Source organism: Pseudodesulfovibrio sp. 7M6 (assembly GCF_050058625.1).
Taxonomy (GTDB): domain Bacteria; phylum Desulfobacterota; class Desulfovibrionia; order Desulfovibrionales; family Desulfovibrionaceae; genus Pseudodesulfovibrio; species Pseudodesulfovibrio salinus.
In genome coordinates this window covers 3,028,112-3,041,426 of record NZ_CP188816.1, presented here as the reverse complement: position 1 = coordinate 3,041,426, position 13,315 = coordinate 3,028,112, and the positions used below count along the sequence as shown (strand labels likewise).

The following is a 13,315-nucleotide window of genomic DNA, read 5'->3' as shown; positions in this document are numbered from 1 at the left end:
TGAAACTAGAAGCGTTCGAAGTCGCCGTCGTCATCGCCGCCCATGTCCAGGGCCAGTCCGCTGCCCTTGGCGGATGCGGGCTTGGCCGGGGCCGGCTTGTCCTTGGCCTTGGCCTTGGAATTGGACTTGGCTTGGGGCAGGGCAGCCGGTGCCTTGCTGGTGGCCCGGACCGTTGTGCGGCGGGCGCCCCCGTGGTCGTCCACCTGGAAGAAGGCCATGACCTTTTGCAGATCCTGTCCCTGTCCAGCCAACTGGTCGCTGGTGGAGGCCATTTCCTCGGCTGCGGCCGCGTTCTGCTGGATAACCGTATCCAGCTGGCCGATGGCAGAGGTGATCTGCTTGGCCCCGGAATCCTGCTCGTTGCAGGCCGCGCTGATCTCCTGGACCAGCGAGGCGGTCTTTTCGATGTCGGGCACCAGGGTTTCCAACATGCCGCCCGCCTTTTCGGCCACAGCCATGCTGCTGCTGGAGAGCTCGCTGATCTCGGCCGCTGCCGTACCGCTGCGTTCGGCCAGCTTGCGAACTTCGGCCGCCACGACGGCGAAGCCCTTGCCGTGTTCGCCTGCCCGGGCCGCTTCGATGGCCGCGTTCAGGGCCAGCAGGTTGGTCTGGCGGGCGATCTCTTCCACTATGGATATCTTTTCTGCGATGCTGCGCATGGATTCGACGGTTTGCATGACCGCTTTGCCGCTTTCCTTGGCATCGGCGGCCGCCTTGGTGGCCAGCTCGTCCGTCTGGAGAGCGTTTTGCGCGTTCTGTTCGATGTTGGAGGTCATCTGTTCCATGGAGGAAGTGACCTCCTCGATGGATGCGGCCTGTTCCGTGGCGCCTTCGGACACGGTATTGGAGGATGCCGACATTTCGGCACTGCCCTCGGCCACGTTTTCGGACGCGGTCTTGACCTGGACGACGACGTCCTTGAGATTGTCCGCCATTTCCTTGAGGGTGTTGGAGAGTGCTCCGACCTCATCCTTTTGCTTCACGTCGATCTGGTTGTTGCGGAAGTCGCCGCTGGCGATCTTTTCCGTAAAGGCAACCGCAGTGCGGATGGGCCTGACGATGCCGCCCGCCAGCAACCAGATGACCAGACAGGCGAGGATGGCCATGACCGCACCGGCTCCGATGGCGATCATCGCGTTGGTGTTGGTGTCGGCTTCCATTTCATGGTTGAGTTCAACCGCGTCCGCAAAGACCAGGGCGCGGTCTACGGTGATGCGAATGGACCACGGGGTTTGGGTCCGGCCCAGCGCGATGGGAGCGCCCGCCTCAACCAGGTTGTTGGTGTCGGCAATCCTGACGTAAGGCTTGGCGTCACGTACGTTTTGGATAATGGCGTCGGCCTCTGCGCCGATGACGTCACGCAGCGGCTTGCCAACGGTGTCCGGCTTCACGCTGTCGGCCACCACGATACCCATGTTACTGATGACCTGTACGATCGCTTTGCCGTCGTACAAGGTCTTGGCCACATGCTCACTCAACTTTTGCACAAAGGCCAGACGAAGGTCCGTACCGGCGATGCCAAGGAACTTGCCGTCCACAACAATGGGAGCGGACATGGTGGTCAGCCAATCCTGCTTGCCCTGTACAATATACGGGAACGGATCAAGGATGTTTTCCCGGAGTTTCTCACGGGGGAAGAGGAACCAGCCACCCTTGGTGACGCCGTTGGGATGCTTGGAGGCATCTTCGTAACCCACCAGGGCTTGCCGGGCGATGTTGCCGTTTTCATCCCGGTTCCAGTACGGCACGAACCGGCCGGTCTGGTCATGACCGCTTTCCGTGTCACCTGCGTACATGGCATCCTTGCCGTCCAGGGCATTGGGCATCCAGGCGCTGTAGGCGCCGAGGAACTCAGGGTTGTCCTTCAAAACGGTGAGCAAAATATCGCTATAAGTCTTGCGCAGATCCATCTCTGCGGGAATTGTCTTGTCCTGAACGATGGACTTGAACACGGCTGCGATGGTGCGGGCCGTATCCAGGTTGATGTTCAGCTTTTCACTGATGGCGTCGGCTTCGCGCTGGGCTACCGCCTGCAGACGCTGCTCGGTCTGGTCTTCAATGAGTGCATTGATTTTGGCTGAAACAAATTTGGCCGAACTTTGCTGCGAGTAAATTTGCAAGGCCACGAGTACCGCCACAGTGACTAAGAGACATACTCCCGAGATCAGAACGATCTTTGTCTTGATGGATTTGAATTGCATTGGCAGTTCCGCCTGGTTGAAGTGAAACGGTTGCTATTACTACTTCTATTGGCGTTTCTATCAACACGTCTTTTTATATTCCATTATAATTCTGCGTTAAAATATATAGAGAAAGGCGAATGAGGAGCATTTTCGCCGAGCGAGCGTCAAGACCCCTGCCCGAATGCCGGGCGGAGAAAGAGAGGAGTATGGGCGGTTCGCCTAGTCGAGCTTCAGGCCGAGCAGGACGATTTCGGAGTAGGCCAGGTCGATATCGGCCGGTAAAACACGCGAGGATTTGTAGAAGCGCGGAGAGGGGAGTTGTTCCACTTCTGCCTCGGGGGCGTCGTCCTCCACAAAACGGCGGTCCGCCGCCAGCACGCAGTCGCCGTCCGGCAGCAGGGCGCGGGCAATGTCCGCCGCCCGTTCGGTAAACAGGCCAGGATTGCTGCGGTAGAGCACATCGTAGTAAAGGGTGTCGTCACCTTTTTTCGAGACCGAGAGCAGCAGCAGGCAGAGGCAGCAGCGGGTGGAGACCAGGACAGGGACGGCGGACAGTCCGGTGTGGTGTTCCAGCACCAGGGCGTCGGGCGGCGAGGCGAGCCGGGCTATCTCCGCCGGATCGGTGAAAAGCTCCAGGTTCTCTACTGGTTTGCCGTCGTCGCGCCAGACCAGTCGTTCGGTATCCAGCACATCCAGTCCCAGCCGCTTGAAGAAATCCACCCGTTTGGGGGAGAGGGAGCAGACCACATAGGTGGAGTCCGGGTCGCTTGTGGCCATTTCGACCATGGCCCGGCCAAGCCCCTGGCCCCGGTATTCCTTTTTGAGATACCAGGACGAAAAATTTACGAAGCGTTCGCGCTTCAGTCCCATCGGGCGGGAGGAGCAGACATGACCGTGGAAACCGACAATCGTTCCTTCATCCTCCACTACCAGGCCGATATCCGGCTTGCGGCCGCACCACTTGGCGGAGAAAAGCGCGCGCCATCGCTCGGGCGGGAAATCGGGATTCATGTAGGTGGAAAGCAGATTGCAGATTGCGTCGATGTCCCGGGTTTCGGCCCGGCGGAGAATGGGATTCATGCGGTGGTCCTTGGTGTCCGGCCTCAGGCAGGCCAGATGTCTGCAGGGCTGACCCAGGTTGCGGCCGGATGGGCCGTGACAAGAGTCAGCAGTTCGTCCATGAACGCCCATGCGGCGTCGTCCATGTCCTTGTGATGGGTAAGGATGCCCGTGGGCTCGTCCTGATCCACGGTGCCTGCGCGCTTCTGTTGCAGATGGGAAACAATGCTGTCCACGCACTTTTGGGCACCGGCAAAGGCGGCCGGTTTCCGCTTCCAGGTGAGCAGGTCGCAGTGGGCGTCTGCCACGCGCAGCCCCTCTGGGGGCGTCGGACGGTCCATATGAAAGCTGGCCGAAAGTCCCCGGTAGCCGAGTACGGGCAGGTAGGGCAGCAGGCCGGAATCCAGCCTGTTCCACGGCGGCACGATCACCGGCAGAAAATGATCCTTGAAAAGCTGGGAGAGTTTGCCCATGCCCTGGCGCATTTCCTCCATGACCACGGACTTGGGGCGGTGCATCCCCAGTTCCCAGGCACCTTGCCCTTTTTCGGCATGGTTGACGTGGGCCCAGCCGTGCTGGAGTACCCAGATATTGTGCTGGGCTGAAACGTTCTTGCGCAGCGGTTCGCCTGTTTCGGCAGGAATGACCGCAAGGCCGCAGGCAACGCCGTGAACGTTGCTGAGCTTGAAGAGATGGTCCAGCGCGGAGGAAGGTATGGCGGCATCGTCATCGCGCCACCAGAGAGTGGCGGGTCTTTCGAAACCGACCCAGGCATCCAGTTCGCTGGTCAGAATTTTTAGGGCTTCCGCTGTCATGGGAGATGCATCATAGCAGAGGTCTTTGAAAACGCCAAGCAGGATACTGGCCTTTTGCCCCAATACGTGGCAGGAAGATGCGCGAGAGGAAATACCATGAAAGAGCAAGAAAACAGCATCATCTGGAACATGACCCGCAAATGCAATTTTCGTTGTGAATACTGCTATTTCCCTCACGACAATTCTCCCGTCACCGAGACCCTGCCCGTGGGCCGCATCACCGGTTTTCTCGATGGAACCGGCCGGTCCTGGACCGTGGGCCTGACCGGGGGCGAGCCGTTCATCTACCCCGGTTTTGTCGATATCTGTTTGGCGCTCACCAGGAATCACCGCATCGGCGTGGATACCAACCTCTCGGTTTCCTCCAAGGTTCGGGACTTTGCCGAGCGGGTGGACCCGTCCAGGGTGCAGGACCTCTATGTTGCCCTTCATATTGAGGAGCGGGAGCGCGTGAAGGGCGTGCCCGCCTTTATCGAAAACGCCCGGCTGCTCATGGACAAGGGGTTCAAGGTCATCGTCAATTACGTGGTGCATCCAACGTTGGAAGCCCGTTTTTTGAAGGATCGCGATTTTTTTGCGGAACACGGCATTCCGCTCACGCCCCGGCCCTTCCGGGGGAGCTTTGAAGGTCGTCGTTATCCCGAGGCCTATGGCGAACGCGCCAAGGTCATCTTTGCCGACCATCCCGAGCAGGGACTCAAAATCGCCTTCAATTTTTTTGGGATGCCCTGCTCCGCCGGGCGAACCCTGCTGCGCATGGAGCCGGACGGCACCATCTTCCGCTGCCCCGGCGACAAGACCGTGCTTGGCAACGTCATGGACGAGGTGAGGCTGTATGAAGGCGATCAACCGTGCACGCGCAAGCGCTGCCCCTGCCGGGGGCTGGACCGCGTAACCCTCACGCCGGTGCAGCAGGAGCTGATCAAGGGCGTTAAATTTGCCGTTGTGGGTGAGGGCGGGGAGGCCTCCGAGGCCTTTACCCGTGCGCTGGTCCTCAATCCCGGACATCCCTGTGCGGAAAACAATCTGGGCGTGCTTGCCTGGAGGACGGGAGACCGGGCGGAAGCTGTCCGCCGTTTCGCCAATGCATTGAAGGCGCGCCCCGACCATGTCACTTATGTGAAAAATGTGGCTGATGCTGAGGCCGGGGGTGAATTCGACGCCCAGCTGTGTCTGGACGTCAACCCGGAAGCGGCCGTCCTGTAAGGCTCAGTCGCGCCTGATGTATGTTGCAGGATGATTATCCTCTTTTCTGGACAGAATTCAGAGAACCCGATAGGCTTTGTCTCATTATATCGGGGTTGGAATGCAGCCAGCCCTGTTTTTTTTGTGTGACGAGAGGGTATGGCACCGAAATCCTATAATATCCTGATGTACTCCCACGACACTTACGGTCTGGGACACATCCGCCGCACCATGGCCATTGCGCGAACTCTCGTGCGGCCAGGGGTAAATATCCTTATCGTCACCGGCTCGCCCATCGCCGGACGCTATACCATGCCCGCTGGCGTGGATTTCGTGCGTATGCCCGGCATGATCAAGAAGACCAATTCGGTCTATGTGCCGCATTCCATCAAGGTCGAGCCCAAGATAGCCATCGCCATCCGCAAGAACATCATCCTTTCCACGTGCAAGGCCTTCAAACCGGACCTGTTCATCGTGGACAAGGTGCCCTCCGGTCTCAAGAACGAGGTTCTGCCCACCCTCAAGTGGATTCACAAGAGCCTCCCGTGCACCCGGGTCGTCCTCGGCCTGCGCGATATCCTGGATGACGCCGAGTCCACCCGCAAGGACTGGGCGAGGAAGAAATTTCATGAAATCCTGCGCGATTACTATTCCGAAATATGGGTCTATGGCGAGCAGAGCCTGTATGATCCCATCAAGGAATACGCCTTCCCGGAAGACATTGCGGCCAAGACCGTTTTTACGGGCTATATTCCCCGCAAGGTCCCGTCCACACGCAAGAGCGTCCGGCGGCGGCACAAGCAGGTGCTCGTCACCATCGGCGGCGGTGGCGACGGCTACACCGTGCTGGACAACTACCTCAAGATGCTGGAGACCAACGGCACCGTGGATTTCAACACCGTGATGATCACCGGCCCCTTCCTGGAACTGAAACGGCTGGACGAGCTGGCCGACCGTGCCCGCGCTCTCAAGGTGCGAATCAAGCCGTTCATCAAGAACATAGAAAAGCAGATGGCCCAGGCAGACCTCGTGGTTACCATGGGCGGATACAATACCCTGTGTGAACTGCTTTCCCTGCGCAAACCCTCCCTGGTAATCCCGCGTGACAAGCCTCGCAAGGAACAGCTGCTGCGCGCCCAGGTCTTCAAGGGCCGGGGACTGTGCGACTATATCCGCTGGGGCGACGTGACCCCGGAGCTGCTGCGCGAGAAGGTCAACGCCCTGCTGCAAGACCCGGGACAGTGCGTGGCCGATCTGGATCAGTTCCGTATGACCGGACTCGACGTCATGCGCGAGCGGCTTTCGCATTTCCGGAAACATTGCAATGATTGAGACTCCGCACCAGGGGCAGACGCTGGGCATGGTCCTCAAGGGCTATCCCCGCATCTCCGAGACCTTTATTTCCAACGAGATTCGCCTGCTGGAAGAGATGGGATTCAGAATCCACATCTACTCCATGCGCGCACCCCGTGAAAATTTTACCCATGCCTCGGTCAAGCAGATCAAGGCAAAAGTGACCTACCTGCCGGAATCCATGATCTGGGGGTTGCCTGCGCTGCTCTGGTACAACCTGCGATTTGTCCTGCGCCATCCCCTGCGCTACTGGAAGTGCGTGAAGCTCATGCTGCCGCGTTTTCGGCTGGCTCCCAAAAAACATACGTGGCTCAAGCACCTGTTGCAGGGCGGCTATATCGTCCAGAAAACCGTGATAGACGAAGGTGTGGACCTGGGCCATCTGCATGGCCACTTTGCCCATACTCCAACCACCGTGACCATGTGCGCCGCCTGCCTGGCCGGGGTGCCGTTCTCCTTTACCGCCCACGCCAAGGATATTTATACCCAGGACCCGCGCCGTATCGCCGACAAGCTCGACATGGCCCGTTTTGTGGTCACCTGCACCAAATACAACGCGGCGCACCTCGAGCGGATCGCCCACGACAAGCCGATCCACTGCGTCTACCATGGTATCAATGTCGATCTCTTTTCTCCCGAAGGCCGGTCCCCGGAGGCCAGACAGCCCTATCGCATCCTGACCGTGGCCCGGTTTGTGGAAAAGAAGGGCATCGATATCATACTGAAGGCCCTTGCCGGATTGCGCAAAGAAGGGCTGGATTTTCGATTCACTCTGGTGGGCGAGGGCAAGGCCGCCTTCAACCGCAATGTCCGTGATCTGATCAATGAACTGGGGCTGGAGGATGTGACGGACCTGCCGGGCACCATCACCCACGATGAGGTCATCCACCTGCTTCAGGACGCCGATTGCTTCACCCTGGGGTGCCGACAGGCGGCGGACGGGGACCGCGACGGCATCCCCAATGTCGTAGCCGAGGCCATGGCTACCGGCGTGCCTGTGGCAGCCACCAATATTTCCGGCGTACCCGAGCTGGTGGTCCATGAAAAGACCGGCCTGCTCTGTCCACCCGAAGACCCCGCCGCCCTGACCGATATCCTGTGCCGTATCCTCACCGATCAGGAACTGCGCAGGATGATCATTCCGGCCGCGCGCGAAAAGGTGCTGGCCGTGTTCGACAACAAACAACTCATTCGCGATTTGGGTGAGATTTATATCACCCACGGCGTGCCGTGCCCGGGCCGGATCAAGGATTAGACGGACTTTTTTTGCCCTGCGGAATTTACTGCGGTGGTTGATGACGAAGTACGAAGGTGGACCTCCCGAAGGAGGTCCACCTTTTTTATACTGCGGACTATAGTCTGGGTTACCTAGATGTCCGGTCCGGACTGCAGGTAGTCAAGCAGGATGAGGGGAACATGGTATACGCTGTCCCAGGAGAAGTAGTATTTGTTGAAGGTGTCTACTGACGAAATCCCGCGCTTGCATCCATTATCGATCAGATAGACAGGGCCGCCCGCCAACGGAGTGGCCAGGATTGCGCCGTTCGTGATGTCCGGTCCGGCAGGAATCTGCAGTACGTCGATATTGGTGATGATGTTGTTCCAGTCTTTGAACAGGTTGTTGTAAGTGGACGGATTGGGAATCCAGCGCCTCAGTCCCTGATCAATGAGGTAAATACCGGCGGAGTTGGGGAGCGTAAGGCGCAATCCGTTCAGTTCCGGGCGCGGCTTTGGGCATTTCTCGAAATGGGTACTGTCGATGCCCATGGTGATTCCTGTGGGTCTTTGACCGGTGTCCAGAGACGATAAATCAGCTGTTTCGTACTGAGACATACGTACCTCCTATACGTTATAACAATACTAGATATAGAACTTTTGTATAAGTCAAGAGCTTGGGTCGAGATATTTTGTCATATGCTTGGTGTATTTCGCAACTATGCTTTTTTCCATGTAAAAATAAATTGTATTTTAACAAAAAAGCGTGCCTCCCGGCTGGGAGGCACGCTTTTTTTCACTGTGTATGGATCGAATGTTACTTTGCGGTGGTTCCGGCCTTTGGCACGTTGCCGACGAGCTTCGGCGTGCCGTTGTCGTCAAAGACCAGCGGCTTGCCTTCGTCCATGGATTCGTCCCAGCCGCCGCCGAGGGCCTTGGCCAGGGCTATGTAGCTCTCGGTGATGGCGGTGCGGCTCTGCACGTAGGCGTCTTCCGCATTGTAGAGCGACCGCTCGGCGTCCAGCACATCGAGGATGGCGGACGCGCCGTTCTGGTAGAGCAGTCGGGAGAGGTACGCGGCCTCGCGATAGTGCTTCACGGCCAGGGCGAGGCTCTGGGCCCGGTCCTTGGCCCGGGACAGAGCCACAGTGTCGTTTTCCACATCCTCAAGCGCGGTCAGCACGGCAGCCTTGTAGGCGAAGTAGGACTGGTCCCGCTGGGCAGCGGCAATGTCCACCGCAGCCTTGAGCTGGCCGCCGTTGAAGATGGGCAGGCTGAGGGAAGGACCGACAATCCAGCCGATGGAAGTGCCCTTGGACAGATCGTGCAGCTGGTTTCCGCTGGTATTGATGGTGCCGGAAAGGGAGATGTCCGGGTAACGGGCAGCCTCCGCCTCTCCGATCTGGGCCGTGTTCTGGGCCAGTCGGCGTTCCGCCATGCGTACATCCGGGCGGTTGCGCAGGATATCGGCCGGGACACCGGCGGGCAGTTCCTTTTGTGGAACGGGCACCGGTGCCGTTTTATCCATCAGCGAGAGCAGGGTGGCCGGGGGCTGGCCCAGAAGAATGGACAGGCGGTGGACCGCCTCGGCGTAGTACGCCTCGTAGCCGGGAATGTTCGCTTCGGTGTTGTTTACGTCCGCAGAGGCCTTGTCCATGTCCACGGCGGAGCTGGAACCCACCTGATATTTCTCGCGGGTGAGACGGGCCGTCTCCCGCTGGGAATCCGCAGTGCGTTTGGCCAGATTTATCTGGGCCTGATAGCCACGGGCATCCACGTAGTTCAACGCCACGTCGCCGATAAGGGTCAGCAGGGTTGAGCGCAGGTCCTCGTGGGCAGCATCCAGCCCGTACTTGGCGGCTTCGCGGGCGCGCTTGTTGGCGCCGAAGAGATCCAGCTCCCAACTGGCGTCAAAGCCTGCGTTGAAGGAGTTGTAGTAATTGGATTTGCCATTGGTGGCGGAGGCGGACGTTTTGCCATAGCCGTTGCGGGTGGCGGCAGCGTTGCCGTCCAGGCTGGGAAGCAGAGCCCCGCCTGCCTGCCGGTAGGCCGCGCGGGCCTCGCGGACCCGGGCCTGGGCCGAGGCCACGTCGAGGTTGCCGTCCACGGCGCGTTCAATGAGCTGGTTCAGAACCGGGTCGCCCAGGCTGGTCCACCATTTCTTCAGATCGGCCAGAGGTTCCTTGCCCGAGTCCTGAATCTCATTCCAGGCTTTCGGCGTATCCATGGCAGGCTGCCGGTAGTTTGGTCCCACGGTGCAGCCCGTCATCAGAACGAGCGTCAAAAGGGTGACCACCAGCGCTCCGCTCCGGAGAGCGGGTCTATTTTGAAACCTATGTAGCATTTTAGTCCTTATACTTGGCCGTTTCCGGCCTCTGGTCCTGTCGGCTCGTCGTGGTCGTCACGGGGCTTGAACTTGAACACCTTTCTCAGCCCGACATAGAGCAGCGGGATGAAGAAAACGCCGAGTATGGTTGCCGCGATCATACCGCCCATGACGCCGATACCAACGGAGTTCTGCGCGCCGGAACCGGCCCCGGAGGCCACGGCCAGCGGCAGTACGCCGAGGATGAAGGCGAAGGAGGTCATCAGGATGGGGCGCAATCGCTGCTTGGCGGCGATAAGCGTGGCTTCGACCACGCCTTTGCCCTCTTCCTGCTGGGCCACGGCGAACTCCACGATCAGAATGGCGTTCTTTGCCGCCAGACCGATGGTGGTCAGCAGGCCGACCTTGAAGTAGACGTCGTTGTTCTGTCCGAACAGGGTCGCGGCAGCCAGGGCACCGAAGATACCGATGGGTACCGAGAGGATAACGGCGAACGGGATGGACCAGCTTTCGTACAGGGCTGCCAGGCAGAGGAAGACCACCAACACCGAGATGGCGTAGAGCGGCGCGGCCTGGTTGCCGGAGAGTTTCTCCTGTGCGGACAGGCCTGTCCACTCCAGGGAGAACCCGGCAGGGAGCTTGGAGACGAGCCTTTCCATTTCGAGCATGGCGTCACCGGAGCTGACTCCCTGGGCCGCCTGTCCCTGAATTTCCACTGCGGAGGAACCGTCATACCGTTCCAGTCGCGGAGAGTTGAACATCCATCGCCCGGAAGAGAAGGATGAGAACGGGACCATGCCGCCGGACGAGTTGCGCACAAACCAGCGGTTCACGTCTTCGGGCTGCATACGGAACGGGCCGTCACCCTGGACATAGACCGGCTTGACGCGGCCACGGTCAATGAAGTCGTTGACGTAGTCACTGCCCCATGCCGTGGAGAGTGTGGTGTTGATATCGGCAAAGGAGAGCCCCAGGGCGCTCGCCTTTCCCTGATCGATGTCGATATGATACTGCGGCTGATCCTCCTGCCCGTTGGGTCGGGAGTTGGCCAGCAGAGGGCTCTGAGCCGCCATGCCGAGCAACTGGTTGCGGACTTCCATCAATTTGTGGTGTCCGGCACCGTTGATGTCTTTCAGGTAGAAGTCGAAACCGTTGGAGTTACCCATGCCGTGAATGGCCGGAGGAGCCAGGGCGAATATTCTGGCCGACTTGTTCTGGAAGAAGTGGCGCATGGCACGTCCGGCCACAGCCTGGGCCGAGAGGGCCGGATTGTCGCGCTCGTCAAACGGCTTCAGCCGAATGAAGGCGATGGCCACATTCTGTCCGGAGCCGCTGAAGTTGAAGCCGAGAACGCTCAAGATGCCTTCCACGGCGTCCTTTTCGTCATTGAGGAAATAGTCGCGCACCTGTTTCATGACACGGACGGTGCGGTTCTTGGTGGATCCAACCGGCAACTGCACGCTGGCGATGAGGATACCCTGGTCTTCCAGCGGGAGGAAGGAGCTGGGCAGTTTGACGAACAACCAGCCCATGGCCACGGTGATCAGCAGGAAGATCGCGATGAAGCGGCCTGTCCGGCGCAGAATCCAGGCCGTGCCGTTGGTGTAGGCTTCGGTGCTTTTGTCGAAGACGCGGTTGAACCAGCTGAAGAAACGGAACTTGGTCTCGCCCTGCTTGTGCGGCTTCAGGATGGAGGCGCACAGGGCGGGGGTCAGGATCAAGGCCACCAGAACCGAGAGTACCATTGCCGAAACGATGGTGATGGAGAACTGGCGGTAGATGACGCCGACCGAGCCGCCGAAGAAGGCCATGGGCACGAACACGGCGGACAGGACGGTGGCGATGCCCACCAGGGCGCCGGATATTTCCTTCATGGATTTTCGGGTGGCCTCTCGTGGTGAGAGACCTTCCGTGGCCATGACGCGTTCCACGTTTTCGACGACGACGATGGCATCATCGACCAGCAGGCCGATGGCCAGGACCATGGCGAACATGGTCAGTGTGTTTAGTGAGTACCCAAAGATGGAGAGGACGGCGAATGTGCCGAGCAAAACAACTGGGACGGCGATGGTCGGAATAAACGTCGCCCGTATGTTCTGCAAAAAGAGCAGCATGACAAGGAACACCAGAATGATGGCCTCAACCAGCGTCTCCAGCACGTCGTGGATGGAAAGAAGGACGAAAGGCGTGGTGTCATAAGGGTAGACGACATCAATCCCGGGGGGGAAGGTCGGCTTGAGCTTGACGATGGCTTCTTCAACGGCTTTGGCGGTCTGGATGGCGTTGGCGCCGGTGGCAAGCTGGATGGCCAGACTCGCGGTGGGCAGGCCGTTGTAGTCGGAAGTCGTCGTATAGCTCTCGGCTCCCAGCTCAACCCGGGCCACATCGCCGAGTTGAACAACCGACCCGTCAGAGGAACTCTTGAGGATGATCTTGCGGAACTGTTCCGGGGTCTGGAGACGGCTGCGCGCCGTGATGGTGGCGTTAAGCTGCTGTCCTTTGATAGTGGGAAGGCCGCCGAGCTGGCCTGCCGAAATCTGGGTGTTCTGGGCCTGGATGGCCGTGGCCACGTCACCAGGCATCAGCTGGTATTCCGCCAGCTTGTCCGGGTCGAGCCAGACACGCATGGCATAGGCGGAGGAGAACAGGCGGGTATCACCCACGCCTTCGACGCGCTTCAGGGTATCGTTGAGCGAGCTGTCCACGAAGTCGGCGATATCCACGGAGTTCATCTGGCCGTCCGTGGAGACGAAACCGGCAACCATAAGGAAGCTGGCCGAGGATTTCGTGACACTGAGCCCGTTGCTCTGCACCACGTCCGGGAGCTGGGCTTCGATTTGCTGGAGCTTGTTCTGGACCTGCATCTGGGCCACGTCGGGGTTGGCCGCGTTGGTGAAGGTCAGGGAGATTTCCGTCCGCCCCGTGGAGGTCGAGGTGGAGGTCATGTAATCCAGATTATCGATACCGGTCATGCCCTGCTCGATGACCTTGGTCACCGAGTTTTCCACCGTAACTGCGTCGGCACCGGGGTAGGAGCTGGTGATTCGGACCGTGGTTGGGGCAATGTCCGGATACTGGGAGATAGACAGGGTGTCGAGGGCCAGCAGGCCCGACAACATGATGACAATGGCGATAACCCACGCAAAGATGGGCCGCCGAATAAAGAATTCCGACATGCG

At 59.4% G+C, this 13,315-nt stretch carries 9 protein-coding genes; 3 read left to right on the top strand and 6 right to left on the bottom strand.

The features are described 5' to 3' along the window. Positions 1–5: 5 nt before the first annotated feature. The 3 genes from ACI0FG_RS14225 to ACI0FG_RS14215 form a co-directional block, all read right to left on the bottom strand. Entirely contained in the window at positions 6–2,201 is a 2,196-nt protein-coding gene (locus ACI0FG_RS14225; protein WP_419785662.1) for a methyl-accepting chemotaxis protein, read from the bottom strand. Positions 2,202–2,402: 201 nt separating this feature from the next. Next, on the bottom strand, positions 2,403–3,263 hold the full coding sequence (locus ACI0FG_RS14220; protein ID WP_419785661.1) for a GNAT family N-acetyltransferase: 861 nt from the start codon (positions 3,261–3,263) through the stop codon (positions 2,403–2,405). A gap of 23 nt (positions 3,264–3,286) precedes the next feature. Beyond that, positions 3,287–4,057: a polysaccharide deacetylase family protein gene (locus tag ACI0FG_RS14215; RefSeq protein WP_419785660.1), complete on the bottom strand. Its 771-nt coding sequence runs from the start codon at positions 4,055–4,057 to the stop codon at positions 3,287–3,289. 96 nt (positions 4,058–4,153) lie between these two features. Between ACI0FG_RS14215 and ACI0FG_RS14210 the strand changes: the two genes are divergently transcribed. The 3 genes from ACI0FG_RS14210 (at position 4,154) to ACI0FG_RS14200 (ending at position 7,850) form a co-directional block, all read left to right on the top strand. Then, positions 4,154–5,263 (top strand): radical SAM protein, encoded by a 1,110-nt coding sequence (locus tag ACI0FG_RS14210; protein WP_419785659.1) that lies wholly within the window; start codon positions 4,154–4,156, stop codon positions 5,261–5,263. Between the two features lie 138 nt (positions 5,264–5,401). Next, positions 5,402–6,574: a glycosyltransferase family protein gene (locus tag ACI0FG_RS14205; RefSeq protein ID WP_419785658.1), complete on the top strand. Its 1,173-nt coding sequence runs from the start codon at positions 5,402–5,404 to the stop codon at positions 6,572–6,574. Further along, positions 6,567–7,850 carry a glycosyltransferase family 4 protein gene (locus ACI0FG_RS14200; RefSeq protein ID WP_419785657.1) on the top strand — a complete coding sequence of 428 codons (1,284 nt, stop codon included), beginning with the start codon at positions 6,567–6,569 and terminating at the stop codon, positions 7,848–7,850. The genes ACI0FG_RS14205 and ACI0FG_RS14200 overlap by 8 nt, the downstream gene beginning before the upstream one ends. 113 nt (positions 7,851–7,963) lie before the next feature. Here the strand turns inward: ACI0FG_RS14200 and ACI0FG_RS14195 are convergent, their stop codons facing one another. The 3 genes from ACI0FG_RS14195 to ACI0FG_RS14185 form a co-directional block, all read right to left on the bottom strand. Then, a complete protein-coding gene (locus ACI0FG_RS14195) occupies positions 7,964–8,428 on the bottom strand; it encodes a hypothetical protein (RefSeq protein WP_419785656.1) in 465 nt (154 codons plus the stop codon). A gap of 199 nt (positions 8,429–8,627) precedes the next feature. Beyond that, a complete protein-coding gene (locus tag ACI0FG_RS14190; RefSeq protein ID WP_419785655.1) occupies positions 8,628–10,106 on the bottom strand; it encodes an efflux transporter outer membrane subunit in 1,479 nt (492 codons plus the stop codon). Positions 10,107–10,162: 56 nt separating this feature from the next. Continuing rightward, a complete protein-coding gene (locus tag ACI0FG_RS14185) occupies positions 10,163–13,312 on the bottom strand; it encodes an efflux RND transporter permease subunit (RefSeq protein WP_419785654.1) in 3,150 nt (1,049 codons plus the stop codon). Between the last annotated feature and the right edge of the window lie 3 nt (positions 13,313–13,315).